The organism is Pseudomonas sp. SMV71, assembly GCF_052042015.1.
In the GTDB taxonomy this organism is placed as follows: domain Bacteria; phylum Pseudomonadota; class Gammaproteobacteria; order Pseudomonadales; family Pseudomonadaceae; genus Aquipseudomonas.
Genome location: NZ_JBKGGU010000004.1, coordinates 263,431 through 289,596, shown reverse-complemented (window position 1 = coordinate 289,596; position 26,166 = coordinate 263,431). Strand labels below are relative to the sequence as shown.

Below are 26,166 nucleotides of genomic sequence, written 5' to 3'. Positions count from 1 at the left end.
CATGTCAAAAAAGATCAATGTACTGCTGGTGGACGACTCCGCCGTGGTCCGCCAGGTGTTGCTGGCGATCCTCAGCGACACACCGGACATCCATGTGATGGGCGCGGCGTCCGACCCGATTTTCGCCATGGACAAACTGGCCCGCGAATGGCCCGATGTGATCGTGCTGGACGTGGAGATGCCGCGCATGGACGGCATTACCTTCCTGAAGAAAATCATGAGCGAGCGCCCCACGCCGGTGGTGATCTGCTCGTCCTTGACCCCCAGGGGCGCGGAAACCACCTTGCAGGCAATGGCCGCCGGCGCGGTGGAAATCATCACCAAGCCCACTACCGGGCTGAAGAACTTTCTGCTGGAATCGGCGCCGGAACTGGTGGCGGCGATCCGCGCCGCGGCCCAGGTGAACGTGCGCAACCTGGGTAAGCGTGCGGCCCCGCTGACGCCCGCCAGCAAACTCAGCGCCGACGCGGTACTGCCCGCCGCCAATGGCCACGCCATGGCCCAGACCACCGAGCGCATCGTCGCCCTGGGCACGTCGACCGGCGGCACCCAGGCCCTGGAAGCGGTGCTCACTGCGCTGCCACGGGTCTGCCCGGGCATCGTCATCGTCCAGCACATGCCGGAAAAATTCACCGCCTCGTTCGCCGCCCGGCTCAACAGCCTGTGCCAGATCGAGGTGCGTGAAGCACGCAACAACGACCGCATCCACCCAGGCCTGGCGCTGATCGCGCCCGGCGGCAAGCACATGATGGTGACGCGCAGCGGCGCCTTCTATCACGTGCAGGTGGTGGACGGCCCACTGGTCAACCGCCATCGACCCTCGGTGGATGTGCTGTTTCGCTCAGTGGCCAAGTTCGCCGGGCGCAACGCCACCGGCATCATCATGACCGGCATGGGCGACGACGGCGCCCGCGGCCTGAAGGAAATGCTCGACGCCGGCAGCAGCACCGTGGCCCAGGACGAAGCCAGTTGCGTGGTCTTCGGTATGCCCAAGGAAGCAATCAAGCTCAACGCCGCGCAACGGGTGATGGGGCTGCAGGAGATTGCACAGGTGATATTGCATCGCTAGGCCGGGGCACCTTGTAGCGGACCCTGTGGCAAGGGAGCTTGCTCCCGCTGAGGCGCGAAGCGGGCCCAGGCTTTTGGGGCTGCTTCACAGCCCAGCGGGAGCAAGCTCCCTCGCCACAGGGGGGTTGTGTCTAGACCGGAGAGATGGTCGCGAGCACGCCAATCAGCAGCGTCAGCGCCAGGAAACCACCCAAGAAAATCGCCATCTTTGTCATGTGTAGTCCTGATAGATAAGTTTGGGTACACCTTGCTGGAGCCTGTTCCCAGCACCAGCCCCTCTGCCATGAACACCGTATCACTTGTGGGTGGGGGGATTATGGGGACTGCGGCCAGCCTCATTACAGACGCACCTGCCGCGGAAAAAAGCAGATCAGCGCTGCCAGCCCCTCGGATAGAGCAACATATATTTTGCGCCCATGGTCATTCTGGCCCCACCGGCCGGCAGCGCTCACCTGGCTTGAGTGAAGTGCCCATGAAAATGCGGCGCGGGGCGTTGATGCGCAAGATGAATGCGGACTCGTTGGCAACCCTGGTCAAGATGTCGGAAAAACTCAAGGAGGTGGATCGCTAGCGGTCAGGATCACGGCTATCATGCTGTTCGCCCTGTCATCAAGGACCCAGGTATGAACTTTCTGCCGTCACGCCCCACCCTCTTCGCTTCTTTTCTTCTGATCAGCCCCCTGTGCCTGGCCGAAGGCGAGCCCACGGACGGCAGTGTCATCAAGGACTCCACCAAGGCCGCCGTGTCCTCGTTCATCACCGCTGGAAAGAACTTGTTGGGTGGCGTCAGCGAAGGCGTGCTCGACGGTCGCGAATCGGCCCAGGGCACCGATGGCGCCGCGATCATTTCCTCCGGCGAGCAGATGAAAAACCGCATTGCCGTCGAGGTGTTGAAGTTGGAGCCCAGCGACGAGAACTTCATCATCACCCTCGGCTTCAAGAACAGCACCGACACTCAACTGCGCCTGATCAACCTCGGCCAGACCGGCGCCCTCCTGGCCATTGACCAGGCGGGTTACGCCAACAAGCTCACCGGCATGGAAAACCCGGACGAAGTCACCGTTCCACCGAAGACAGCGGTACGACAGAAGTTCGTTTTCGAAGGCATGGACGAGGCGATCAATTCGGTGCGGGTCTGGGGGTCGGATTATCCGGTGAAGAGGTAATCGACAGTTCGAGCGCTCAAGTCCGTGGCGAGGGAGCTTGCTCCCGCTGGGCTGCGCAGTAGCCCCCTCAAAAAATCACCAATCATCCTGACCCACCATGCCGCCAGGCTTCAGGGCCGCTGCGCGGCCCAGCGGGAGCAAGCTCCCTCGCCACAGGACTGGGAACTGTCCCATAAACCGATTTCAACCAAAGGATAATCAGCAGGATCAAAACGCTCGCTGGTGTCCATCCGAACATTGCGCAGGCTCGCGGTTTCCAGGTGCGACGGGTAAAGGTGCTCCGCTAAATAGCCCATCAGGATGGCGCGACGACGTTCACCCACCACGTTGAGGCTGGCCGCGTGGACCAGCTCGGCATCAAATACCAGGATGTCGCCGGCGCGACCCGAAAGCTGTACTGACCGGGATTCGTCAGCGAAGTCGAAGAGGGACCCTCCCGGCTGGGGACGATGGCTGCCCGGAACGATGCGTGTAGCGCCGTTCCCGGTGCCATAGTCGTCGAAAAAAGCCAGGGCGATGGCCGTGTCGCCAGGTCGTTGCGCGCACAGGTCCCGGTGCAGCGACTGATGACCACCGCCCGCCAGAGGCTCGCGTCCCTCTACCTGCGAAAGAAAGAACCGCTCGCCGATCAATGCGCCCACCGCACCCAACAACTGCGGCAAACGACACACCGCCTGGATCCGCGTATCACAGTCCACTTGCGAATGACGCCAGTCCCAGCCGCGAGGCGTGGGCCACTGGTCCGAAGGTTTCACGCCGGCATCGAAAACAGCGCGAAGATCCGCCAGCCACTCGGCCGGTATCGCTCGATGCAGCAGGACATAGCCGTTGTGGTGGAGTTGGTCGCAATCAGTCATGGCGCCTACAGCTTCCTTGGGATGGTGTGATCCAGCGCCTCTCCAGGCATCGTTTTTACCCTGCGGTTGATGCCTGCGCCAGCGCAAAGCAGCTGAATGGGAGTCTAGCCATGCAAGGCGACCTGTGAACAGAGTGGCTAGCGGAATCATCGGCCACTCCAGCGTCCCTTCGCAAAGCGCGACAGTACGTACCCAGCCTGTCGTCAGACCGTCGCCAAACGTGCGCCGGTCTATACTGACGTTCATGATCTGCCTTCCTACCCCGCACGGCCTATAGGCACACTACGTGAAGCACTCAACTCTCACCGCGGCGTTGCTCTGCCTATCGCTCGGCATCCCGGTCCGGGCGGAGCCGTATCTGGTCGTCACTGAAGAATGGGCGCCCTACAATTACCTGGAAAACAATCAACTCACCGGCATGACCACCGAGATCGTCCGGGCCATCATGGCGCTGACGGGGGATGCTTTTCAGGTGGAGGTGCTGCCTAGCATGCGCAGCAGCCGGGTGCTGAAAACCCGTCCGAAAACCATTCTGTATTCCATGTTTCGCACACCCGAGCGCGAGCCGCTGTACAAGTGGGTCGGGCCGATTGTGCAAGAGTCCATTTACCCCTATCAGTTGGCCAGTGCGCAGCAGCCGGTCAATTCCCTCGAGCAGCTGTTGAATGCCCCGCAGATCACCACGCGTAACGCCGGCCTGATACCGGACGTGCTGCAGTCGCGAGGGTTCAAGAACCTGGACAAAAGTGCCACCGGGAGCCAACAGCTCTATCGAATGCTGTTGGCCGGGCGCACCGAGATCATTGTCGGCGATACTCCGGCCGGTGTGGCCTACTACAGTCGCCAGCTGAAAATTGCACCCGGAACGCTGCGCAGGATTCCCGTCGAACTCTATCGCTCATCGTTGTATATCGCTTTCAGCCACGATTGTGACGATGAAGTGATCGCCGCCTGGGCCAACGCCCTGGAACAACTGCGCCGTTCGGGCGAGTTGGGGCGTATCCAGCAACGGTATGCCCAGGCCAGTGGGAACTAGGGCATTGAGGTGAATGGACTGACGCCTTCGCGAGCAGGCTCGCTCCCACAGGCGGTTTGCGTCGTGCTCGGCATTGGGGTCGCTAGCCAATCAAGGTGGGAGCGAGCCCAGGGATCGAGGTCAAGCCCGTTCCCACAGGCTTAGTGGCCTTGACCTACAAACGCTGCACCCCGTTGGTGTAGGATCAGCGCGCCCCCCTACGATCTGACCGCCATGAACCCAATCGATCTCCCATCGTTTCAACGCATCATCACCGCTCACGGCGCGCTTGAGGGTGCGGCATATTTCGACGCTGAAGAAAGTCTTGTCCACGACATTTTCCCCGACCGCATCGTTTTCCAGACCAACTACCTGGATCACAGCAGCTATGCCGTGAGTGCCGCCGAAGGCGCGATACAGGTGCGTAAGACGCGGCTGGATAATTACCACCGCGGCCACAAGGCACAGGTCATCGAAGATGAAATGGATGCCGACGACTGGGCCGAGCTGGACACCCTTTGGCAGCTCTTGCGCCAGGACCTGGACAAGCAGGCACAGGGTCCGCAACCCGACCTGGCCGATACCCTGGCCGACCTGTTTGATTGTCTGTTCGATGAACCGCAGGCTCAGGCCCTCATCCAGGATATCGCGACGCCAACCGGGCAATGGGATTGGGCATGGACTCAGGTTGAATCGGCACTGAGCCGGACCCATCAGTTGGTCGAGTTCGAATGGAAGGAATGGTCGTCTTATGGAATCAATGCGGTAAACGCCCTGGCCCCGCTGCAACGGTTGGGTATTGAAATCTCACGCCCTGACGCGGCGACCGTCGATGCTGTAAACAAGGCCGAAAATTGGGAGCGAGCGCTATTGCAGTATTTCAACGCACAGCTAGACGTGCATGACCTCAAATTGCTGGCGATCGGCAGCCACTTCGACGAATGCCAGGCCTTCGCCTGCCTGCCCATGAATGGCCTGGGCCTGGTCAATGCTCTGGAGATCATGGGCAAGCTGGGTATCGTCTACAAATATTGAAGCCCCTTCCCGAGCCTCGAAGCCACGCCATGAGAATCTGTGACCAATGCGGGTGCGTCATTTTCGAAGACTCTGCCGCCTGCCCCCGATGCGCCGAAGAAATGAGACTTGCGGTGGAAGCGCTCGCGCCGAAATCCAAACCGTCCTTGGGGATGAAAGTCTTGAAATGGTTGTTGATCGGCTTGACGGTCGGCGTGGTTCTCATCGCGGCAGTCATTACATGGCTCCTGAATTCGTTGGGGCCGATGCCTTCTTTTGGCTGATCGCTACGCAGACTTGATCAATCGAGTGTCCAGACCAAACCGCTCTTGAGAAATCAGCCTGAACTGATCAGCCACCAGATCGCAACTCACCAACAGGTTCCAGGAGCGCTGGGTCACCGCCGAAGGAATCAGCACGAAGGGGTGCCGGGCCAGCAGCGCATCGGCGAACTGCTGCTGGTTGGGAGAGGGTTGGGCCGGGATCAGCCAGTTCGGGTTTGGCACGTCTTCGGGTTGGATCACCTTGATGAGCGCCGGATCCAGCACTTCAAAACAAGTGAGCACGTGGGGCACCTTGTCCAGAGCGTCAAATCCCAAGTGAGCCGCAACCTCCAGAATGGCCGTCGCCGGATCCGCTGAAGCGTAGATAACCCGGCGGCCCGGCGGGTTCCAACGGCCACCGGATCGTTGCGCGCCGATGCCGCTGGACCACGTATCCTTGTAGACCTCGCGGTCAAGGCGCCAAGCGTGCCATTGCCCATCCCAGGGCAAAGGATTCATTGATAAACCCCGTGTTCAATCCGGGTCAGGTAATCCTCCACCGCCTGGAATCCCAACGAGTTGTCAATCAGCTCCAACGGCACCTGACCGTCCAGGTGCTTGCAGGGTTTACCCAGCCAGTCTTCGGCCAGCGGTTGACTGCCAAAGACATCAGTCGCGTGCTCCAGGGCATGGGCGAACTGAAAAGCGATGGTGCTTTGCTGCTGGTTCAAGCGTATTGGCTGAGCGTCTTTCGTCAAACGCTGGACGGTCCTGATGGACTTTCCTGTGATGCGCTGGAGAAGGTCGTGCTCCATGAAGAGCCTGGACGTCGAGAGCATGTCTCGGACATCGCTGAGGCTAAAGCCCTCTTGGGTATATCGGATGATCAGCATGCGTTCATCACCTTTGCGGCCATGCAACAACGCTTCAGTGGGTTTCCTGGTGGCATTCACGACCTCTGGCTTCCCCCCGGTTCTGCGCGGGGTTTTGAGGACAGGCTTGTCTGCTTGCTTCGTTATAGGCATGACCTTTACCTTTAGATGACATCTGACGCAATCGTAACGCCAAATGTCGCAAAATGGTCAACTTGATCTTCCTGCCCCAGGCGCCGTTCTGTCCTCATAGACAAATCAAGCTGAGCGATCGGCAGCTCTGCCGCCCGCCAACTCAGTGCCCGATCCTATGTACCGGGCTTCCGAAGGCCAACCTGAAAACGTTGTCGGAGATTTCTCCAATTTCGTCCAAAGCGATCTGCCTTCGTACTGCTCCGAGACATCTATCTGAACGATGCCTCGCATCACAAAACAGACGCACCGAACCCCAGCCATCCGTTATTTCCAATAGTTGGTATCAACACCACCGCCGTTCTCGACACCAGCCTCTCTCTCTAATCTGCACACCAACGCGAACGACGACGATCGCAGCGGCACAAACCACCCCCTTATGGAGAGAAAAACGATGAACACCTTCAACCGCACCCTGGCCATCGCCACCTTGGCACTCGCCACCCTCAGCGCCGAAGCCGCATCGCCAGTCCAGGCCGGTGCCAGCGCATCCGCCGTCGGCAGCGTGGTGCAGTCGGCCAGTTACATCACGACCAAGGACGGCGTGCAGCTCTACTACAAGGACTGGGGCCCGAGGGACGGTCAGGTGGTCACGTTCAGCCACGGCTGGCCGCTGAACTCCGACAGCTGGGAAGCGCAGATGATGTTCCTCGCCTCGAAAGGCTACCGAGTCGTTGCCCATGACCGTCGCGGTCATGGTCGTTCCAGCCAGCCTTGGGAAGGCAACGACATGGATCACTATGCGGACGACCTGGCTGCAGTCATCGAAGCCCTGGACCTGAAGAACGTGACGTTGGTGGGTTTCTCGACGGGTGGCGGTGAAGTGGCGCGCTATATCGGTCGCCATGGCACCGGCCGCGTGAAGAAGGCAGTCCTGGTGTCTTCCGTGCCACCACTGATGCTCAAAACTGACACCAACCCAGGCGGCCTGCCTATGGAAGTGTTCGACGGCCTGCGCAAGGCCTCGTTGGAGAACCGTTCACAGCTCTACCTGGACATCGCTTCGGGCCCGTTCTTTGGCTACAACCGCAAGGGTGCCAAGCCGTCCCAGGGTCTGATCCAGTCGTTCTGGGACCAGGGCATGCAGGGCGGCGCCAAGAATACCTATGATTCGATCGCGGCATTCTCGGCCACTGACTTCCGTGCAGACCTGAAGAAATTCGACGTGCCGACATTGGTGATCCATGGCGACGACGACCAGATCGTGCCTATCGACGCGTCCGGCCGCGCTTCCGCGGCGCTGATCAAAGGTGCTCGACTGATTGTCTACAAGGGTGCGCCGCATGGCCTGACCGAGACGCACAAGGATCGTCTGAACCAGGATCTGTTGAAGTTTCTTCAGGAATAAGCCCACCACAAGACCTGTGGGAGCGAGCCTGCTCGCGATGAAGGCGGTGCGTTCACATTGATGCAAACCGACACACCGCTATCGCGAGCAGGCTCGCTCCCACAGGGGGTCTCGGAGCCACAGATCAACCTCATATCGCTCAAACCAAGCCCTCCCCGAGAGGGCTTTTGCGTTGCCGCCCTCACGTCAAGCGGCTCTGGGGATGCGACGCTCATCAATTGGCAGGAACCTGCGCGTCACCCGGCCCTCGGATATTGAGGACGTATCCTGGATGATGCACATGGCAATCGAAGACACTTTATTACGTCAACGCAAGGTGCTCGCCGAATTTGGTGAGCTGGCGCTGCTATCGGACGACCTGCAACAGATCCTCGACCAAGCCTGTCACCTGGTGGGCGATGCACTGCAAACCCATCTGGCGAAGTTCATGTTGCTGGAGGACGACGGCGTCACGCTCACTTTGCAAAGCGGCGTGGGCTGGACACCGGGGGTGGTGGGCAACGTGCGGGTGCGGGCGGAGCAAGGAACTCCCGAACGGTACTCGCTGGACACCAGCAACGCCGTCATTTCGGCAGATGTCTCGGCCGAAACACGCTTTCGTTACCATGAGTTCCAACAGCGCAACGGGGTCCGGGCGTTCGTCAACGTGCTGGTCCATGGCGCCACCGAGACACGCCCCTTCGGCATCTTCGAGGTGGATAGTCGCGACCCTCGCTCGTTCAGCGAAAGCGATGTCGACTTTCTTCGCGGCTACGCCAACCTGCTAGGGGCCGCGTTCAAGCGTTCCAAAGCCATGCAGGCGATGCAGCTGACCCAGGAAAAACTGCGCGAAAGCGAACGCCACTACCGCATCGCCGCGCAGCTCAACCCACTCTGGCCATGGACTGCCGACAACCAGGGTGCAGTGTTGTCCCTGGACCCGCGCTGGTATGAATACACAGGACGCACCTCGGAACAGACACTGGGCCGCCAGTGGCTGAACGCAGCGCACCCCGACGACAAGATTTCCTTCGCCAGGCTATGGAATCAGTCCCTGGAAAATACGCAGCCGTTCGATGCGCAGATCCGCTTGCGCAAACACACGGGCGAGTACCGCTGGTTCCGGATCCGGGCGTTTTGCAGCCTGGACGCCGACGGGCACTGCCAGCAGTGGTACGGCACCGTCGAGGACATCAACGAGCGGGTGCAGCTGGAAGCCGCACTACGGGACTGGAACGACCTGCTCGAAGAACGAATCGCCAAGCGCACCGCGCAACTGGAGGCCGAACAGCACGAGCGGGCCGTGGCCGAATCGAAACTGCGGCAAAGCCAGAAAATGGAAGCGGTCGGCCAGTTGACGGGCGGCATCGCCCACGACTTCAACAACCTGTTGGCGGGCATCACCGGTAGCCTGGAACTAATGCAACGGCGCATCGACAGCCAACGCTACGATGAACTGTCTCGCTACAACGCGGTGGCGTTGACATCGACGGCCCGCGCCGCCGCCCTCACCCAACGGCTGCTGGCGTTTTCCCGGCAGCAGTCGCTGCGCCCGGAAGTGCTCGAACCACGCAAGGTCGTCGCTGGGCTGGAAGATATGATCCGCCGTTCGGTGGGCCCGAGCATCCAGGTCGAGTCGATTTTCAGCAGCAACGACACGATCAAGTGCGACCCGAACGAACTGGAAAACGCCCTGCTCAACCTGGCGATCAACGCCCGGGACGCGATGCCTACGGGCGGAACCTTGAGAATCGAGGTGCAGCGCAGCGTGATCGACGAGAAGTCCGCCGGCGAAAAGCTGATACCACCCGGCGCATATGTGGCGATTTCGGTCGCGGACTCCGGCACGGGGATCGGTGCCGATATCATCTCCCGGGTATTCGACCCGTTCTTCACCACCAAGCGCATCGGCGAGGGATCCGGTCTAGGCCTGTCGATGATCTACGGCTTCGCCCAACAGTCCGGAGGCCAGGTGAAAATCCAGAGCACCGTCGGGCTGGGCACCACGGTGACCATGTATTTTCCGCTGGTGCGGCATTCGGTTACCCCTTTCAAGGCGGCCGCTGCCTCACAGGCCCCGGCGCCGTTACCGGGCCATAACGAAACGATCCTGTTGGTGGACGACGAAGCCGCCATCCGGCAGATGGTCGCCGAATACCTGAGCGAAACCGGCTACCGCATCATCGACGCATTGGACAGCGTCTCGGCCTTGAAGCAGGCGGAGAAAAACCCGCACATCGATCTGTTGCTGACAGACATCGGCTTGCCCGGCGCCATGAATGGCGTGGGCCTGGCGGAGGAACTTCGATCCAGGGATCCGTCATTGAAGGTGCTCTTCATTACCGGGTTTGCCGAAGGCGAGCGTCTGGTTTCGGCGGATGCAAAGACCCGGGTGATGACCAAGCCTTTCCGCCTGGCTGAGCTCGGCCAGCGCGTGCGCAAGTTGCTTCAGCCCGATGATCACGGCACGGGAGCCTCGTAACCCTGACGCCCTCGATGCCTCAGCAACGTGCGCAGCACAATCTCGTCCCTGCGTTCACTCCTCCTCGAACCGCCCGCTGCCCTCACGATCATGGGCGTAATGCCTGCTGAGCGGGAACGACGGCAGCCAGGACTCACGGCGCACGGTCCAGCTTTCGTAGGTGGGCACCAGTTGATCGGGGGCATCGAGGATGCCCAGGTGGATCTCGATTTCATCGCTGCTGCAGGCGAAAACCGATGAGCCGCAGCGAGGGCAGAAAAAGCGCCCGGCATAGTCCCGGGTCTCGCCCTCGATGGTCACAGCCTGCCGGGGGAACACTGCTGCGGCGAAAAACAGCGCGCCGTGGTGCTTGCGACAGTCGAGGCAGTGGCACAGGCCAACCCGGTACGGGCGTCCTGAGGCCCGGATACGAACGTTACCGCACAGGCAACTGCCGGTGAATGGGTCCATGGTGGGTCTCCTCAACAATTACAGCTTCGGATGTACCCTTCGACTCCCCTGCCCGCGCTTGGTTTAATCCCTAAGCCGCGACGATCGGCACCGCGATCAGCAATATCGCAGTCCCATGGGTCGCCGTCGACGCGACCACGCCGTAGCGCATGCGAACGAGCCCGCACGCCAAACCCTCGATCAAGGTGAAAACCAGGATGGGCCACCCGAGCTGGGTGACGCTCAGGGCGAGGAAGGCGTGCAATGCCGAGAACGCCAGCGCACTGAGCAACGCTGCTCGCAGCGCACGGGCATGCTGCTCCAGATACCCTTGCAGCAATCCACGAAACAGCACCTCTTCCAGCGCATTGGCCCCATAGGCGAGCAGCGCCATGCCCGGCAGCCAGGTCCAGTAGCCCGCGATGCCCGTTGGGTCAGCGCCTTGGAAAAAGCGCAGCGGCAAGCCGATCAAACAACCGACGACAATGCCCACGACCGGGCCGGCCAACCGGTTACCCTTGGATAGAACAACCAGCCGCCATAAGTCCGGCAACCCGCGAGCGATCAGCGCGACCAGCAGCAATGATGAACCGCCCAACAGGGCCAGCACGAACGGGTTGGCGAGAAATCCGATCTGCAGATCGCCGTTCAACCGCCACATCTGCAACGGGGTCATCACGTCACGCATCAGCACAAATGCCAACACCAGAATCAGGATGCGCAGTCCAGTCTGGTTCCTGGGCATCAGGCCGAACCAGAAGCCAAAGAGTATGAGGCCCGGTGCCAGGCAAACGGCGTATTCCAGCAGCACAGCGATCCCTTGCGCAATCATTCGGCACTTCCCTTGACAGTGACAGGCGCCTGCTGCGCCATCAGTTCCACAACCCAGTCGATGAACACCCGCAACTTGGCGCTGATATGCCGGTTCGGCGGGTAAGCGATGTACAGCGGCATCGGGTCGAGGCGCCAGTCTTCGAACAGCGGCACCAGTTTGCCCTGCGCTTCGTGGTACCTGGACATGTAGGTGGGCAGCCAGAGCACGCCCAGCCCCGCCAGGCCAGCGGCCAGGTAAGCGTTGCCATCGTCGACGGCCAGGGCGTAGCGGCCTTTGATGTGCAGGTGCTCATGTTGATTGTGCATGGCATAGGGCACGGGTTTGCCGGTGCGCGCCCATAGGAAGCCGACGATACGATGGGCTGACTCCTCCAGCTCCAGCGGATGCGCCGGGACGCCCATGCGCGCCAGATAGCTTGGGGCAGCGTAGACGCCCAGGGCAAGGTCGCCGATGCGTCGGGCGATCAGCGACTGATCCGTCAGCTCGCCTCCGCGCACGACGCAATCGACATTTTCATCAATGATGTCAACGATGCGATCACTCACCCCCAGGTCAATCTGGATATCCGGGTAGCGCTCGTAGAACGCTGGCAATGCCGGGATCAGGATCATCGCAGCCAGCGGGCTCGGCACGTCCACTCGCAACCGGCCCCTGGGCAATGCTTGTGCCCCGGAAAGGCTGGTCTCGGCATCGTCCATGTCGGCCAATAAGCGAATCACCCGCTCATAGAACGCAGCGCCATCAGCGGTGACGTTGACTTTGCGCGTGGTGCGGTTAAGCAACTTGACCCGCAGCCGTGCCTCCAACTGCTGCACCAGTTGGGTGACGGTGGTCTTGCTCATGTGCAGGGTTTCGGCAGCCTTGGTGAAGCTGCCCGCCTCCACCACGCGCACGAACGCCTGCATCGCATCGAAACGGTCCATTTTTTCCCCGGTCGTTGTAGCGATTGTTTGGATTCTACAAACAGTGATCGCCAAGGTTGCTCGTTTATCGCCCCGGCACAAGCCCCTAGAGTCGCTTTCATCGTTGATTCGGGCCGCAACAGGCCCTTGATGGAGGTCGTATGACACAGCGTGACGTTGTTTTCCCAGCCGGGCGCCAGGCACTTTATGAGCGCAACCGGTACTCACCGGCGATTCGCTCCAATGGTTTCCTGTTTGTCTCGGGTCAGGTAGGCAGTACCGAGGATGGCTCGCCGGAACCGGACCTGGAGGATCAGACCCGGCGGGCGTTCAATAACCTCAAGGCGATTCTCGCGGCCGCTGATTGCACGTTTGACGATGTGGTGGACGTCACCGTCTTCATGGTCGACCCGCAAGCGAAGTTCGAGACGATCTGGAAAGTCGTGCCTGAGTTCTGGGGCAATGCACCGCATCCGACGCTGACGGCGGTGGGTGTGACGTGGCTGTATGGTTTTGATTTCGAGATCAAGGTGATTGCCAGGTTGCCTGAGTGATGGGCTGATCCGGTAGGAAGGGCTGACTGGACCCCGCTATCGCGAGCAGGCTCGCTCCCACAGGGGTGAGAGACTTGGATACAGGTCGCCGCAAACCGTTGTGGGAGCGAGCCTGCTCGCGATAACCACGGGTCAGCCTTTGAGCGCTGCTTCAATCCCGGCAATATCGATTTTGGTCATCTGCATCATGGCGTCGAAGGCCCGCTTGGCACGCGTCCGGTCGGGATCAGTGATGGCTGCGCTGAGAATGCGCGGCGTGATTTGCCAGGAAATGCCCCATTTATCCTTGCACCAGCCACAGGCGTTTTCCTCGCCGCCGTTGCTGACAATCGCCTGCCACAAGCGGTCGGTTTCGGCCTGGTCATCGGTCGCTACCTGGAACGAGAAGGCGATGTTGTGCTGGACCGACGGCCCGCCGTTCAAGCCGAGGCAGGGAATGCCCATCACGGTGAACTCCACCGTCAACTCGTCGCCCTGCTTGCCCGCCGGATAATCGCCAGGGGCGTAATGAACCGCTTGCACCGCACTGTCCGGGAAGGTCGCCGCGTAGAACTGCGCCGCCTCCAACGCGTTGCGGTCGTACCAGAGACAAACCGTGTTTTTGTTGTTCATCCGGGCTCTCCTGGAAGGGGACTGGACGCTGAAGTCTAGCAGTCCCCTCGCGCAGTGGAAGCCGGCCTCAGGTGAACAGGTCAACGCCCAGCTGGAACGCGACCCAGAGCGCCAGGCCGGTGGCGAACATCAGGGCGATGTTCTCGAACAAGTTATTGCGGTATTCCTTGCCCAGCAGTTTCTTCTGGTTGGACATGATCAACAGGCCCAGGGAAATGACCGGCAGGCCAATGATATTCAGCGCATTGACGCCGATGGTCAGGGTGACGAAATCCGGCATGCCCGGCATCGACCAGATCAACGGCGTCACGAGGATGAACAGCATGAACCATTTGTGCATCGGGTCGTGGTGGAATTCTTTGCCGTAGCGCTCCCGACGCTTGGGCCGCACGTGCTGGAAGGCGTCGGTGATCAGCATCGGGAACGCGGTGGTCTTGCCGGAAATACTGGCAAACAGCGTGGCGAATACGCCGATGAAGAACACGTACCAGCCAATAGGGCCAAAGAAGATTTCCAGCGCCTTGCCCAGGTCTCCCAGGGTTTTCACTTCAATGCCGTTGGGTCGCAGGATTTCCGCGCCGACGATCCAGATCGCCAGGTTGATCACGATCCCGACGAACACCGCGAACAGCAGGTCGTTACGCTGGATGCGCTTGTGCTCGGGCCCGGTCCAGCCCTTCTGCCGCATCACGTACGGATGGACGAAATTGGCGATGGAGCCGGCTACCGCGCCGATGACCGAGACCGCCACCAGCAACGCACCGTGCACCCCTTCGTCGGGCGGAATACTGAAACCGATGGTGCCTTTGACGATACCGGCCACGTCGGGACCGGACATCACCGCCAGGGCGATGAACGCCAGGGTCATGATCGCCAGCAGCGCTTTCATCACGCCTTCGATCATCGAATAGATGTTGCGCCCCACCAGCAGCCACACCGCCAGCACCACCGCCACCGAGCACAGCAACGGGGAATCGACCCGCAGCAACATCGCCAGGGCCTCGCCGGCCCCCTTGATCATGTAGGCATTCATCAGGTGCCCCATGAGCAGTGCATAGACCAGCAGGAACCAGGCGAAAAACGGGTTGAGCTGAGCGTAGCCCTGCAGGATGGTCATGCCCTGGTTATTGCACAGCTGGAAGCGGGCGATGATGTTGACGATCAGGTACCTGAGCAGCAACGACACCGCCAGCACCCACATCATTGCGTAGCCGTAGTTCGCGCCGGCTACGGATGAGGTGATCAGGTCACCCGCCCCGAGCCAGGACAACACGGCGATGATGCCCGGACCCAGTAGCTTCAACAGACGTATAAAGCGGCTTTGCGCGGGCACCGCGGCCCCTTCGGCTGAAGGAATGCTCGACATGGATGGAGTCTCCGTTATTTTTTTTGTGAGAACGGCGACAGTCGAACACATTACATACGACATCGTACAACTTAAACTGATCTGTAATTATGTGGAAATGTTTCATTGGGTCCGGACCGTTCGACTCCCGCCCGGATCAGGAATCCGGGCTGATCTGCTCCCCATGATCGACCATCCAGCGAACCATGTTGGCCAGCGACACGCGGTGATGGCGCACGGACGGCCGACTGCCACGCTCATGGCGATACACCTCGACGTAGCGGCTGAGCACCACATGACTGCCATCCTCAGCCAACCGCAGTTCGACTTCACGGCAATGCAATGCGTCCGGGGCCGGCGTGCGCATCCGCCGGTGCAGGCTCAATACCTGGTCATTCATCCGTCGTCCCCCTGCCCTGGCATTGCGCGTGATCCTGCACCACCGCACCGAGCTTGCCCTGGGCGACAAAGTCGGCGCGCCGCTGGGCGACCGAATCTCGAAGCGCTGCGTAATAATCGGGCTGGGTCTGCAACTCGTCGGTCAGCGGCAGCGCCTCGGCGCGGCCATCGACGATGCCACCTGCGGTGTTGATCGTGCCCAGCGTCTCGACGGTGCTGCTGTTGTCGCCAAACGGATCGAACGCGAAGCTCGCCACCTTGCCCGTGGCATCGCGCAGGTTCGCACTGCCCAGCAGCGGCAACTCCACGATCGGCCCGGGGGCGATGTTCCAGACACCGAAGGTCTGGCCGAAGTCGGCCTCGTGACGTTCGATGCCGAGCTTGCCGGATACATCGATCAGCCCGACGATACCCACCGTCGTGTTGATCACGAAACGGCCCAGGGTGTTCACCGAGCGTTGGGCATTGCCTTGCAGCAGGTCGTTGACGAACACCTTGGGCTCGCCGAAGTTCGCCACGAAGTTGTGGACGCCGGTCTGTAGCGTCTGCGGCAACTGGCGATAACCACGGGCAACGGGGGCCAGCGCGTAGTCGTCCACGGTCCGGTTGAAGGCGAAAATGCCACGGTTAATGGATTCGGCGGGGTCATGGACGGTGTAGGGAACACTGTCGCAGCTGCCGGGTGTGGCGGCGGGAGTGTTTGAGCAGCCGCTGGCGAGGGTTGCCAGTGCAACGACGACAGTAGTTCGAGCGAACATCGGAACTGATTGGGTGATTGGCATTCAGAGCAATCTCGACGAGTGATGGGGCTGCCCATATCAGTTGGCTGTACACATAACCGGTGGCGAGGGCGCTTGCTCCCGCTGGGACGGTCCGACGCCTCGGGCGAAGCTGCTCCCATAAAAGCAGTGAGTGCTTCGCACTCAAGCGGGAGCAAGCTCCCTCGCCACAAACGACTCTCTCTCGCCACGGGTATCGCGTACCGCCGTGCATCAACTGACTGACATCGACCCGCATCCTGCCCTCGCTTGCTTGCCCGAAGATTTCCGTTTCATTGCCGGTCGGACACTTTATTTCCGGATTGAAATATATGACGTACCCCCTGGATTGCCCCTAGTATCGGCTCCCATATCCCTAGCCCAGCGGGGCCGCCGTGAGTCACTTATTACTGGTGGACGATGACCTCGAGGTCCTCGCCCTCTTGCGCAAATTCCTGGAACAGCATGGCTACAGCGTCGAGGTCGCCGCCGACGGCAACGCCCTGTGGCAAGCGGTGGCGCGCCAGCTGCCGGACCTGGTCATCCTCGACGTCATGCTGCCGGGCGACAATGGGTTGGTGCTCTGCCAGCGCCTGCGGGCCGAGCACAGGGTCGGCATTATCATGCTGACTGCCATGGGCGAGTTGAGCGACCGCGTCGTCGGGCTGGAACTGGGCGCCGACGATTACCTGACCAAACCCTTCGACGCCCGAGAATTACTGGCCCGGGTGCGCGCTGTGCTCAGGCGCACCGGCGAGACCCGAGCCACGTCGAGCGACTCCGCACGCCCGATCCTGGAATTCGAACGATGGCAGCTGGACGTTACTCGCCGGGAATTGCGCTCACCGGAAAAAGTCATGATCCCGTTGTCCAGCGGCGAGTTCGAGCTATTGCTGGTATTCGCTGAACACCCGCGCCGGGTATTGACCCGCCAGCAGCTACTGGACCTGGCACGCGGCGAGACCTTCGAGGCGTTCGACCGCAGCATCGACGTGCAGGTCAGCCGATTGCGCCGCAAGCTCGAGACCGATGTCAGCGGCGCGTCGATGATCCGCACCGTGCGCAACAGCGGCTACCTGTTCAGCCCTCACGTGGTGAAGCGATGATTGCGCAACGCTCGGGCACCCAGCGTCCACGGGACACCCTGGCGCGCTGGATCGCCCTGACGACCCTCGGCGCCATGCTGACGCTGCTGGCCCTGAACGCGTTGTTCAGCCAATTGGCCGGTGCCTGGGCGCGCCCGCCCCTGATGGAAACCGGCCTGATTGAAAAGATCGCCGCGATCACCCGGATCATCGACTCGGCAACGCCTGAACAGCGGCCCGCCATTGCCAGCGCGGCCAGTGACCAGCAATTCAATACGCAGTGGCTCAAGCAGTATGCCGAAGCTCGCGTGCCGGTGGTCGACGATCCGGAATACAGCGACGGTGCGGTGCGACTGCGCCAGCAGCTGGGACGGCCGGATGCCAGGGTAGAAGGCTATCAACCGAGCGACTGGCCCGCCGATTGGCCCGGTGCCCGCTACACGGCACTGGTCGAGCTGAGCGATCGATCATGGGTGATGTACTCCATGCCTGCGCGCAATTGGGGGTTGGACGAATGGGAGCGCAACCTGATCACCGTCGCGTTGATGATCCTGTCGACTCTGGTCGTCACCCTGATCGCCACACGATACCTGGCGGCTCCCCTGGAACGCTTCGCCAAAGGCGCCCGACGCTTTGGCGTCGATCATCAGGCACCGCCCATTCCGGTCATCGGCCCCCATGAAATCCGCCAGGCAATCCTCGCCTTCAACGCCATGCAGGCCCAACTCAAGCACTTTCTGCAAGACCGCACGCAAATGCTCGCGGCGATTTCCCATGACCTGCGCGCGCCCTTGACCCGCATGCGTCTGCGCGGCGAGTTCATCGAGGATGCCGAACAGCAGGCCCGGCTGTTCCGGGACGTGGACGAGATGCAGACCATGGTCAATTCGGCCCTGGAGTTTTTCCGCGACGATGCCCGCCTCGAACACGCCACGGCGTTCGACCTGGCTGAGTTGCTGCACACCATCGTCGATGACTTCAAGGACGCCGGCACCGAGGTTTCATTCGAAGGTGCGCATCGACTGGTCTACCTGGGTCGCCCCATCGGGCTCAAGCGAGCGTTGACCAACCTGATCGATAACGCGATCAAATATGCCAGCGAACCGGCCGTGCGCCTGGAGATTTGCACCGGGCGTGTCGAGATACGGATCCTCGACCGAGGCCCCGGCATCGCTGCCGAATTTCACGAGCAGGTGTTCGCTCCGTTCTTTCGTCTGGAAGGATCACGCAACAAGCACACCGGCGGTGTCGGGCTGGGCCTGTCGGCGGCGCGGGCGACAGTGTTGGAGCATGGCGGCACCCTCGTTCTCAGAAACCGAAACGGTGGGGGCCTGGAAGCCAGGGTTTCGCTGCCCCTCGACTGAATCACCGACGGTCCCCTTCAACCCATCAGGCCAACTCGCGCTAAACAATCGGCGCCTTCCTCGGTAGGATGTCCGGCCTTCCGGCACTGGACCCTCTCCCCCGGCAAGGCGCTCTTGTTTGTATCGCTCGGCAACCATACCGGGAACCCGCGTTCCCACCGCTCGCGCTCACCACAGGCAAGGATCGACGGAGGCCACTGAACACCATGGAGTTCACCGATGATTCTTATCATTTATGCGCACCCCTACCCCGAACAATCTCGGGTCAACCAGGCGATGCTCGAGCAGGTCTCGAATCATCCGGACGTGGTCGTACGCTCTCTGTATGACCTTTATCCAGGTTTCGATATCGATGTCGAGGCCGAGCAACGGGCAGTCGAGCAGGCCGGGCTCGTCGTGCTGCAACACCCGATGTACTGGTACAGCGCCCCGCCCCTGTTGAAACTGTGGATCGATAAAGTGTTCACCCACGGTTGGGCCTACGGCAAAGGCGCCACCGGCCTCAAAGGCAAGAGCCTGCTATGGGCCGTCACCACCGGCGGCGCGCATGATCATTTCCAGATGGGTGACTACCCCGGATTCGAGGTACTGGCCCAGCCCCTTCAAGCCACCGCCTTGTATTGCAACATGCGCTGGCTGGACCCGGTGGTCGTACACGGCGCCTTTGCCGGTGCCTGCGACGCCCAACTTGCACAGATCGAGCACTACAGCGCCCGCCTGGCCGCCTGGAAGGAAGATTGAGATGGAAACGCACAGTCTGATTGAACTGCTGATTTACCTGGGTTCGGCGGCGTTGATCGTGCCGATCGCCGTCCGGTTGGGACTGGGACCGGTCCTGGGCTACTTGCTGGCCGGCTGCGTGATCGGCCCGTGGGGGCTGAAGCTGGTGACGGACGTCAAGGCGATCCTGGAGTTCGCCGAGATCGGCGTGGTCCTGATGCTGTTCATCATCGGCCTCGAACTCGACCCGAAACGCCTGTGGGCCTTGCGCAAAATGGTCTTCGGCGGTGGTGCCTTGCAGATGCTCGCCTGTGGCGTGGCCATCGCTGCGTTCTGCGCAGCCCTGGGCCTGAATTGGACCGCGGCGCTGCTGGTGGGCCTGACGCTGAGCCTGTCGTCCACCGCCATCGCCATGCAGGCGATGAATGAGCGCAACCTGACGGCCACCGCCGTGGGCCGCAGCAGTTTTGCCGTATTGCTGTTCCAGGACATCGCGGCCATTCCGCTGGTGGCGATGATCCCGTTGCTGGCGGCGCACGGCGGCACGCCGTCGGGCGCTGACCTGGCGATCTCCATCGCCAAGATCGTCGCCGCCGTCAGCATCGTGGTGCTGCTGGGCCGCTACGTTTCCCGGCCCCTGCTGCGCTTCGTCGCCCGCTCCGGCCTGCGGGAAATCTTCAGTGCCGTCGCCTTGTTCCTGGTGTTCGGCTTTGGCTTTTTGCTGGAAGAGGCCGGCCTGTCGATGGCCATGGGCGCGTTCCTCGCCGGCGTGTTGCTGGCCAGTTCCGAATACCGGCATGCCCTGGAAAGCGACATCGAGCCATTCAAAGGGCTGCTGCTGGGGCTGTTCTTCATTGGTGTGGGCATGTCGATCGACTTCGGCACGCTGATCGATGCGCCGCTGAAGGTAATGACACTGACCCTGGGCTTCATCCTGATCAAGCTGTTGGTGATCAAGTCCGCCGGGCGCTTTCTCAACGTGCCCGCCAGCCAGCGCTCATGGCAGGCGGTGTTGCTCGGACAGGGCAGCGAATTCGCCTTCGTGGTATTCGGCGCCGCGACTGTCGCCGGCATCCTCACCGATCAATGGGGCAAGAGCCTGACGCTGGCGGTAGCCCTGTCGATGTGCCTGACCCCGTTGCTGATCCTGCTGCTGGCTCGATTCGAGTCGGACAGCAAGCGAAACCGTCGCGAATCCGACCTCGTCGACCAGCAGAACCCACGGGTGATCATCGCCGGGTTCGGGCGTTTCGGGCAGATCGCCGGACGCCTGCTGATGTCTTGCGGGGTCGAGGTGGTGGTACTCGATCACGACCCGGACAACATCGAGACGCTGCGCAAATTCGGTGTGAAAGTGTTCTATGGCGATGCGACGCGCCTGGACCTGCTGGAAGCCGCCGGCGCCGGCCAGGCGCTGGTGCTGATCAACGCCATCGACGATCAGGAAGACAACCTGAAACTGACCCGGATGGCCCAGGAGCACTTCCCCTCGTTGAAACTGGTGGTGCGTGCCCGGGACATGGGCCACATCATCACGTTGCGGCAGATGGGCGTGGAGGCGGCCGAACGGGAAACCTTCGAGAGCGCCCTCTCGCTAGGCCGCAGTGCCTTGGTGCACATGGGTGTCGGGGCGTATGAGGCGCGTGAGCGAGCCGATCAGTTCCGGCGCTTGAACCTGCAGATGCTCGAGGAAATCGTGGCCCATCCGGCCGACGACCTCACCTTCCGCCACGACGCCTACCGGCGCGCCAATGCGTTGCTCACGGACATGTTCAACGAAGACCGCGCCCGGCCCCTCAACAGCTGGCATGAGCATCATCCCGCCGAGGCCAAGGAGCGCGAAGCCTGAGGCATCGTTGTGATGAGGGGCGCGCAGCGGACCCGCGCCCCTCATCACAAGTGGATGGTTCAGGCCAACCCGTCCAGCTCAGCCAGCATCTGCGGCGTGATCTCGAGTTCACCGGCCGTGAGGTTTTCCCGCAGATGCGCCACGGATGACGTACCCGGAATCAGCAGAATGTTCGGTGCTCGTTGCAGCAACCACGCCAGCGCCACACACAGGGTCGAGGCGCCCAGGCGCGAAGCGACGCTGGAGAGCGTTTGCGACTGCAAGGGTGAGAAACCGCCCAACGGGAAAAACGGCACGTAAGGGATGCCCTGCCGTCCCAGCTCGGCAATCAGTTGCTCGTCGCTGCGGTGAGTCAGGTTGTAGTGGTTCTGCACGCAGGCCACCTTGGCGATACCTTGGGCCTGCTTGACCTGGGTGGCCGTGACGTTGCTCAAGCCCAGGTGTCGGATCAGTCCCTGGCGTTGCAGGTCCGCCAGGGTCGTGAACGACTCCTCGATGGACTCTTCTGCTGGCGCATGCATGTCGCCCCACACGCGCAGATTGACCACGTCCAACACCTCCAATCGGAGGTTACGCAGGTTGTCGTGGACCGCACGGGTCAGTTCGGCCGGGCTGTGGGCCGGGTTCCAGGACGCATCTGCCCCCCGGACGGCGCCGACCTTGGTGACAATCACCAAATCCTCGGCATAAGGGTGCAGCGCTTCGCGAATCAGCTGGTTGGTCACGTGCGGTCCGTAGAAGTCGGCGGTGTCGATGTGGTTGACGCCCGACTCCAGGGCTTCGCGCAGCACGGCGATGGCCGCTGCCGGGTCCTTGGGTGGACCGAACACCTGGGGCCCGGCCAGTTGCATCGCGCCGTAGCCCATGCGGTTGACCGCACGATCGCCAAGTGAAAACTGCCCTGCCTTGCTTGCGATGTTCATCAGGTGTGCCTCGAAACAATGTGAGTGAGGTCACTATAGGGATTGACCACTTCGCTGATAATCCGCTGCAATCGGCACAGGTTGTACGACGGAGAGAACAATGGCGGCGGATATCCAGGACTTGCTGGCCTTCGTGGCGGTGGTGAACGCGGGTGGGTTTCGTGAGGGCGCTCGGCTCAGCGGCAAGTCCGCCTCGAGCCTCAGTGACGCAGTGCGGCGCATGGAAAGCCGGCTTGGGGTACGCCTGCTCAACCGCACCACCCGCAGCGTGGTGCCGACCGAGGCCGGCGCCCGGTTGATGGAGCGCATCGTGCCGGCGCTGGGTGAAGTCGAGTCGGCGCTGGATGTGGTCAACGACTTTCGCGACCGTCCTTCCGGCACCCTGAGACTGAACGTACCGGTCAGTGCCGCCAGGTTAGTATTGCCGACGATCATCACACCTTTCCTGAAAAGCCATCCCGATATTCGTCTGGAAGTGATCGCCGAAGACAGTTTCGTCGACATGCTCGCGGCCGGTTGCGATGCGGGCATTCGTTACGACGAGCGCCTGGAGCAGGACATGATCGCCATCCCCATCGGCCCACGGTTCCAACGTTTCGCCACGGCCGCTTCCCCGGCATACCTGGCCGCCCATGGGCAACCAGAGCATCCCCGAGACCTGCTTCAGCACGCCTGCCTGCGAGGCAGATTCGCCAGCGGCGCGATGCCGCTCTGGGAGTTCGAGCGGGACGGCGAAACCGTGAACGTCGATCCCAGCGGCCCGTTGATCGTGCGCCTCGGCAGCGCCGTGGACCTGTCGGTGCAGGCCGCTGTGGATGGACTGGGCATTGTCTACTTGTTCGAGGACTGGCTGCGCCCGTACCTGGAAAGCGGCGCCCTGGTGCCGGTCCTGGAGTCCTGGTGGGTACAATTCACCGGGCCGTTCCTCTACTACCCCGGCCGCCGTTACCTGCCGTCACCGCTGAGGGCCTTCGTCAATTTCATCCAGGCGAATCGTGATTTGCCGCCGGCATGAGCGCTGGAACACCTGTGGCGAAGGAGTTTGCTCCCGCTGGACGCGCAGCGGCCCCGATTTGGGGTCTGCTACGCAGCCCAGCGGGAGCAAGCTCCCTCGCCACGGGGACCGGCGGCATATACAAATCTTTTTGTCAGCCCCCCTTCCTCTGTGGGAGCGGGCTTGCTCGCGAAGACGTCACTACATTTAACTTTTTTGTCGACTGACACACTGCCATCGCCAGCAGGCTCGCTCCCACCGGGTTCTGAGCTGTACACACAAAACCTTCAACCAACCCTCATCCACTGTGGGAGCGAGCCTGCTCGCGATGACGGCGCTCAACCCCCCATCAATCCCCCGCCGTACGCCGCACCCCAGGCAACCGCAAGGCCGCCGCATTCAGACAATCACGCTGGTTGCGCGCCAGCATCTCCAGTGTGCGTTCATAGGCCTGGTCGGCCGCATCCTTGAGCAGTTGCCAATCTTCCAGGGTGATGAATTCCCTGAGCACCAGGTCATCGGCACGCTTGACCAGGGTGTCGTGATAGTCCTGGGGAAAATCCAGGCGATAGACATCATCCTCCAGCAGCAGTCGCCAGGCTTTCAGTTCCATCTCAAGGTCGGTTTCAGTCATGGCGGTGTCCTTCAACGGTTCGGATAACACAACGACCATCCGCGGCGCTCACCTCTCCAGACAGACGATGAGCGGTCTTCCGAGTGCAGCAAAATCGCTTCGTTCCTCCGCTCATCCGGTCACTCCGAGGATTTTCGAACCAAGCGTCATCACCCCGCTCGGAACTACATGGCAATGCCATAGCACCGCCATAACACCGCCGCACGCCAACGGCTTCGACGACGGGTGTCTTGCTGGACTTTATATCTGCTGCCGGGAGTTTTCGCGATGTGTGAGTTTTTCGTTCAGCCTGTTTCTTCAAAGGACTCCCTGGCATTTTTTGCCCAGCGAGACATCCCGGGCGCCAGCGGCGATACCCGTCTGTCACCCGAAAGCCTGCACGCGATCACCGCACCCAGGCTTCATGAGCGGCAAAGCGTGATCAAGCCCAACATGCAGGTCAGCGCCATCCGCAATCGCGATGGGCGCCTGGAATGCATCAAGGTCCGCTGGGGCTGGTCGCCTGTGTGGTCCATGGGCACGATGCCGCCGCTGACCCACCTGCCGCTGCACCTGGTGATGCGCTCCAAGGTCTTTGATCGGATCAAGCGCGACGGACGGGTGCTGGTAGCGGTGGACGGTTGGTACGAAGCTTCGGATACGCAGGCGTCAGCCCAGACCCAACGCCTGAGTTACACGACCTCCCGGGAGTCGGGGCCGATCTTCCTCGCCGCCCTGGCCCAGGCCAGTGAAACGCCCAACGGGTGCGACGGCCTGGCGCTCGTGACCTACGGCGACCTCGCCCAGCAACAACAGCGGCTGCTGGCGTTCACTGGAGACGAGGCACTCCAGTGGCTCAAGCCTGACCTGGATTGGGACCAGGCCCAACAGATGGCGACGCACGTGGCGGTGGCTGAACCGCAATTGGAACACGTGATGCCTGCTCAGCGGCTGGTTCAAGGTCAACGCTGAGGACGCGTCAGCCAGCAAGCAATGAAAGGTTTGGAGAGGGGCGGTAGACTGGCGGGCCATTGTGGCGGCGTACCGCCCCTCCTTTCTTTCCAGCTAGAGATTGTTCATGGCGAACCAAGACATCACTTTTATTCCTGACCCGGACGCTGACTCCATTTCTTCGGACGTCGCCGGTTTCGGCGGCCTGCTGGTCTCCACCCAGATCCCGACCCGCGCCGACGGCAGCCTGGAGCTGGGCGACATCACCGCGCAGAGCGAATGCACGCTGCAAGCACTGAAGACCGCGCTGGAACGCGCCGGCAGCTCCATGGACCGGGTGCTGCACCTGACGATCTACCTGACCGACATGGCGGACCGGGCGGCCTTCAATGAGGTTTACCGGCGCTTCTTCGCCAAGCCTTGGCCAGTGCGCGCCGCGGTGGGTGTGGCTGCCCTGGCGGTGGACGGCATGCGGGTGGAAGTCACGGCGATGGCGGCCAAGGGCTGAGGCTTCAGGTTGAGCCAGATGGGCTTGGGGTGGCGGTGATGGCCTCATCGCGAGCAGGCTCGCTCCCACATGGATTGTGGGTGTTACAGAACCAGCATCCGCCACCGCTCCCCTGTGGGAGCGAGCCTGCCCGCGATAGCCGTACACCGGCTTGCACAGATGCTGGATGTACCGACGCCTTCGCGGGCAAGCCCGCTCCCACATGGATTGTGGGGTGTTACAGAACCAGCATCCGCCACCGCGCCCCTGTGGGAGCGAGCCTGCTCGCGATAGCGGTACACCGGCTTGCACAGATGCTGGATGTACCGACGCCTTCGCGGGAAAGCCCCCTCCCACAGTTTGCCCAAGGGGCCAGCGGCGGGCTCTTGGTGAGCCTTGTTGAGCAAGACATGACCCAAACGCACGCTTCGCTGCAAATCTGTCAGTTATGCACCTAGCCCGGGGCAAGCAGGATGTCTAAAGTGCGGCGCTTTCCACCCCGAGCGGCGTATCGATGAATCTCTGGTTTCGACTGTTGCTGATGCTGTTTCGCCGTCCCTGGCGCAAGCCGACGGCGCCTCTGGACACCACGGTGGTACGCATGCGCGTGTGGCCGCTGGACCTGGACCTCAACCGTCACGTGACCAACGGGCGCTATTTCACCCTGGCCGACGTCGGCCGCATGGATTACGTGCTGCGCAGCGGTGCCTACAAAGTGGCGCTGCGCAACCGGGCGGTGCCGATTGTCGGGGATGTCTGGGGCAAGTTTCGCCGTGAGCTGCGGCTGTTCGAAGCGTTCGAAGTGCACACGCGGATGTTGGGCTGGGACTCCAAGTGGACGTTCATGGAGCACCGTTTTGTCAGCCAGGGCCGGGTGGTGGGCGTGGTCATCATGCGCGGCCTGTTCCGCTCGGCCAAAGGCACGGTGGCGCCGGGTGAGTTCATCCGGGAGCTGGGTTTGAGCGAAGCATCCCCAGCCATGCCCGACTGGTTGACAGCCTGGTCGCAGAGCTGCGATGGCCTGAGCCAGGCACTGCGCCAGGAAGAAACCCGCTAGCCGCCCTACACCCGCCCTGTGGCGAGGGAGCTT

At 61.7% G+C, this 26,166-nt stretch carries 27 protein-coding genes; 15 read left to right on the top strand and 12 right to left on the bottom strand.

Annotated elements, in window-relative coordinates:
- The first annotated feature begins 1 nt into the window (after window position 1).
- A complete protein-coding gene (locus ACLEJQ_RS05940; protein WP_440793041.1) occupies window positions 2-1,069 on the top strand; it encodes a protein-glutamate methylesterase/protein-glutamine glutaminase in 1,068 nt (355 codons plus the stop codon).
- Between the two features lie 622 nt (window positions 1,070-1,691).
- Complete coding sequence (locus ACLEJQ_RS05935) at window positions 1,692-2,234, top strand: hypothetical protein (protein WP_440793039.1); 543 nt, start codon at window positions 1,692-1,694, stop codon at window positions 2,232-2,234.
- A 110-nt stretch (window positions 2,235-2,344) separates the two neighbouring features.
- Here the strand turns inward: ACLEJQ_RS05935 and ACLEJQ_RS05930 are convergent, their stop codons facing one another.
- The gene (locus ACLEJQ_RS05930) at window positions 2,345-3,091 is read right to left on the bottom strand and encodes a phytanoyl-CoA dioxygenase family protein (protein ID WP_440793093.1); all 747 of its coding nucleotides are present in this window, start codon (window positions 3,089-3,091) and stop codon (window positions 2,345-2,347) included.
- Between the two features lie 286 nt (window positions 3,092-3,377).
- On the opposite strand from ACLEJQ_RS05930, the gene ACLEJQ_RS05925 reads away from it, so the two are divergent.
- Both ACLEJQ_RS05925 and ACLEJQ_RS05920 read left to right on the top strand, forming a co-directional pair.
- Complete coding sequence (locus ACLEJQ_RS05925; protein ID WP_440793037.1) at window positions 3,378-4,127, top strand: substrate-binding periplasmic protein; 750 nt, start codon at window positions 3,378-3,380, stop codon at window positions 4,125-4,127.
- Between the two features lie 213 nt (window positions 4,128-4,340).
- Window positions 4,341-5,141, top strand: a complete 801-nt coding sequence (locus ACLEJQ_RS05920; protein ID WP_440793035.1) for a hypothetical protein — start codon at window positions 4,341-4,343, stop codon at window positions 5,139-5,141.
- A gap of 266 nt (window positions 5,142-5,407) precedes the next feature.
- Here the strand turns inward: ACLEJQ_RS05920 and ACLEJQ_RS05915 are convergent, their stop codons facing one another.
- Both ACLEJQ_RS05915 and ACLEJQ_RS05910 read right to left on the bottom strand, forming a co-directional pair.
- Window positions 5,408-5,902 (bottom strand): RES family NAD+ phosphorylase, encoded by a 495-nt coding sequence (locus ACLEJQ_RS05915; protein ID WP_440793033.1) that lies wholly within the window; start codon window positions 5,900-5,902, stop codon window positions 5,408-5,410.
- The gene (locus ACLEJQ_RS05910; RefSeq protein ID WP_440793031.1) at window positions 5,899-6,408 is read right to left on the bottom strand and encodes an antitoxin Xre/MbcA/ParS toxin-binding domain-containing protein; all 510 of its coding nucleotides are present in this window, start codon (window positions 6,406-6,408) and stop codon (window positions 5,899-5,901) included. The genes ACLEJQ_RS05915 and ACLEJQ_RS05910 overlap by 4 nt, the downstream gene beginning before the upstream one ends.
- 433 nt (window positions 6,409-6,841) lie before the next feature.
- Here ACLEJQ_RS05910 and ACLEJQ_RS05905 point away from each other — a divergent pair, with 433 nt between their 5' ends.
- Together ACLEJQ_RS05905 and ACLEJQ_RS05900 are read left to right on the top strand one after the other, a co-directional pair.
- The gene (locus ACLEJQ_RS05905) at window positions 6,842-7,795 is read left to right on the top strand and encodes an alpha/beta fold hydrolase (RefSeq protein ID WP_440793029.1); all 954 of its coding nucleotides are present in this window, start codon (window positions 6,842-6,844) and stop codon (window positions 7,793-7,795) included.
- A 280-nt stretch (window positions 7,796-8,075) separates the two neighbouring features.
- Entirely contained in the window at window positions 8,076-10,256 is a 2,181-nt protein-coding gene (locus ACLEJQ_RS05900) for an ATP-binding protein (RefSeq protein ID WP_440793027.1), read from the top strand.
- Between the two features lie 54 nt (window positions 10,257-10,310).
- On the opposite strand, the gene ACLEJQ_RS05895 is transcribed toward ACLEJQ_RS05900, so the two are convergent.
- The 3 genes from ACLEJQ_RS05895 to ACLEJQ_RS05885 all read right to left on the bottom strand — a co-directional run bounded on the left by ACLEJQ_RS05895 (window position 10,311) and on the right by ACLEJQ_RS05885 (window position 12,443).
- Window positions 10,311-10,706, bottom strand: coding sequence for a GFA family protein (locus ACLEJQ_RS05895; protein ID WP_440793026.1), 396 nt, complete (start codon window positions 10,704-10,706; stop codon window positions 10,311-10,313).
- A gap of 70 nt (window positions 10,707-10,776) precedes the next feature.
- A complete protein-coding gene (locus tag ACLEJQ_RS05890) occupies window positions 10,777-11,517 on the bottom strand; it encodes a CPBP family glutamic-type intramembrane protease (protein ID WP_440793025.1) in 741 nt (246 codons plus the stop codon).
- Complete coding sequence (locus ACLEJQ_RS05885; RefSeq protein WP_440793023.1) at window positions 11,514-12,443, bottom strand: LysR substrate-binding domain-containing protein; 930 nt, start codon at window positions 12,441-12,443, stop codon at window positions 11,514-11,516. The genes ACLEJQ_RS05890 and ACLEJQ_RS05885 overlap by 4 nt, the downstream gene beginning before the upstream one ends.
- 140 nt (window positions 12,444-12,583) lie before the next feature.
- Between ACLEJQ_RS05885 and ACLEJQ_RS05880 the strand changes: the two genes are divergently transcribed.
- Window positions 12,584-12,976 (top strand): RidA family protein, encoded by a 393-nt coding sequence (locus ACLEJQ_RS05880; protein ID WP_440793021.1) that lies wholly within the window; start codon window positions 12,584-12,586, stop codon window positions 12,974-12,976.
- A gap of 132 nt (window positions 12,977-13,108) precedes the next feature.
- On the opposite strand, the gene ACLEJQ_RS05875 is transcribed toward ACLEJQ_RS05880, so the two are convergent.
- The 4 genes from ACLEJQ_RS05875 to ACLEJQ_RS05860 all read right to left on the bottom strand — a co-directional run bounded on the left by ACLEJQ_RS05875 (window position 13,109) and on the right by ACLEJQ_RS05860 (window position 16,114).
- Window positions 13,109-13,588 (bottom strand): VOC family protein, encoded by a 480-nt coding sequence (locus ACLEJQ_RS05875; protein WP_440793019.1) that lies wholly within the window; start codon window positions 13,586-13,588, stop codon window positions 13,109-13,111.
- A 67-nt stretch (window positions 13,589-13,655) separates the two neighbouring features.
- Window positions 13,656-14,954, bottom strand: coding sequence for an Nramp family divalent metal transporter (locus tag ACLEJQ_RS05870; protein ID WP_440793017.1), 1,299 nt, complete (start codon window positions 14,952-14,954; stop codon window positions 13,656-13,658).
- 136 nt (window positions 14,955-15,090) lie between these two features.
- Complete coding sequence (locus ACLEJQ_RS05865) at window positions 15,091-15,333, bottom strand: hypothetical protein (protein ID WP_440793015.1); 243 nt, start codon at window positions 15,331-15,333, stop codon at window positions 15,091-15,093.
- Window positions 15,326-16,114: an MlaA family lipoprotein gene (locus tag ACLEJQ_RS05860; protein WP_440793013.1), complete on the bottom strand. Its 789-nt coding sequence runs from the start codon at window positions 16,112-16,114 to the stop codon at window positions 15,326-15,328. Before ACLEJQ_RS05860 ends, ACLEJQ_RS05865 begins: the two co-directional genes overlap by 8 nt.
- A 371-nt stretch (window positions 16,115-16,485) precedes the next feature.
- Between ACLEJQ_RS05860 and ACLEJQ_RS05855 the strand changes: the two genes are divergently transcribed.
- The 4 genes from ACLEJQ_RS05855 (at window position 16,486) to kefC (ending at window position 21,108) form a co-directional block, all read left to right on the top strand.
- Window positions 16,486-17,196: a response regulator gene (locus ACLEJQ_RS05855; protein ID WP_440793011.1), complete on the top strand. Its 711-nt coding sequence runs from the start codon at window positions 16,486-16,488 to the stop codon at window positions 17,194-17,196.
- A complete protein-coding gene (locus ACLEJQ_RS05850) occupies window positions 17,193-18,539 on the top strand; it encodes a HAMP domain-containing sensor histidine kinase (RefSeq protein ID WP_440793009.1) in 1,347 nt (448 codons plus the stop codon). Before ACLEJQ_RS05855 ends, ACLEJQ_RS05850 begins: the two co-directional genes overlap by 4 nt.
- Window positions 18,540-18,758: 219 nt before the next feature.
- Window positions 18,759-19,280 carry a glutathione-regulated potassium-efflux system oxidoreductase KefF gene (gene kefF, locus ACLEJQ_RS05845; protein WP_440793007.1) on the top strand — a complete coding sequence of 174 codons (522 nt, stop codon included), beginning with the start codon at window positions 18,759-18,761 and terminating at the stop codon, window positions 19,278-19,280.
- A 1-nt stretch (window position 19,281) separates the two neighbouring features.
- On the top strand, window positions 19,282-21,108 hold the full coding sequence (gene kefC, locus ACLEJQ_RS05840; protein WP_440793005.1) for a glutathione-regulated potassium-efflux system protein KefC: 1,827 nt from the start codon (window positions 19,282-19,284) through the stop codon (window positions 21,106-21,108).
- 59 nt (window positions 21,109-21,167) lie between these two features.
- On the opposite strand, the gene ACLEJQ_RS05835 is transcribed toward kefC, so the two are convergent.
- Entirely contained in the window at window positions 21,168-22,031 is an 864-nt protein-coding gene (locus ACLEJQ_RS05835; protein WP_440793003.1) for an aldo/keto reductase family oxidoreductase, read from the bottom strand.
- A gap of 100 nt (window positions 22,032-22,131) precedes the next feature.
- Here ACLEJQ_RS05835 and ACLEJQ_RS05830 point away from each other — a divergent pair, with 100 nt between their 5' ends.
- Window positions 22,132-23,046, top strand: a complete 915-nt coding sequence (locus tag ACLEJQ_RS05830; RefSeq protein WP_440793001.1) for a LysR family transcriptional regulator — start codon at window positions 22,132-22,134, stop codon at window positions 23,044-23,046.
- A 328-nt stretch (window positions 23,047-23,374) separates the two neighbouring features.
- On the opposite strand, the gene ACLEJQ_RS05825 is transcribed toward ACLEJQ_RS05830, so the two are convergent.
- Window positions 23,375-23,659: a hypothetical protein gene (locus ACLEJQ_RS05825; RefSeq protein ID WP_440792999.1), complete on the bottom strand. Its 285-nt coding sequence runs from the start codon at window positions 23,657-23,659 to the stop codon at window positions 23,375-23,377.
- A gap of 267 nt (window positions 23,660-23,926) precedes the next feature.
- Here ACLEJQ_RS05825 and ACLEJQ_RS05820 point away from each other — a divergent pair, with 267 nt between their 5' ends.
- From ACLEJQ_RS05820 to ACLEJQ_RS05810, 3 genes are all read left to right on the top strand, one after another.
- Window positions 23,927-24,610, top strand: coding sequence for an SOS response-associated peptidase family protein (locus ACLEJQ_RS05820; RefSeq protein WP_440792997.1), 684 nt, complete (start codon window positions 23,927-23,929; stop codon window positions 24,608-24,610).
- 106 nt (window positions 24,611-24,716) lie between these two features.
- Window positions 24,717-25,097 (top strand): RidA family protein, encoded by a 381-nt coding sequence (locus tag ACLEJQ_RS05815; protein WP_440792995.1) that lies wholly within the window; start codon window positions 24,717-24,719, stop codon window positions 25,095-25,097.
- Window positions 25,098-25,590: 493 nt separating this feature from the next.
- On the top strand, window positions 25,591-26,133 hold the full coding sequence (locus ACLEJQ_RS05810; RefSeq protein ID WP_440792993.1) for a thioesterase family protein: 543 nt from the start codon (window positions 25,591-25,593) through the stop codon (window positions 26,131-26,133).
- Window positions 26,134-26,166: the final 33 nt, after the last annotated feature.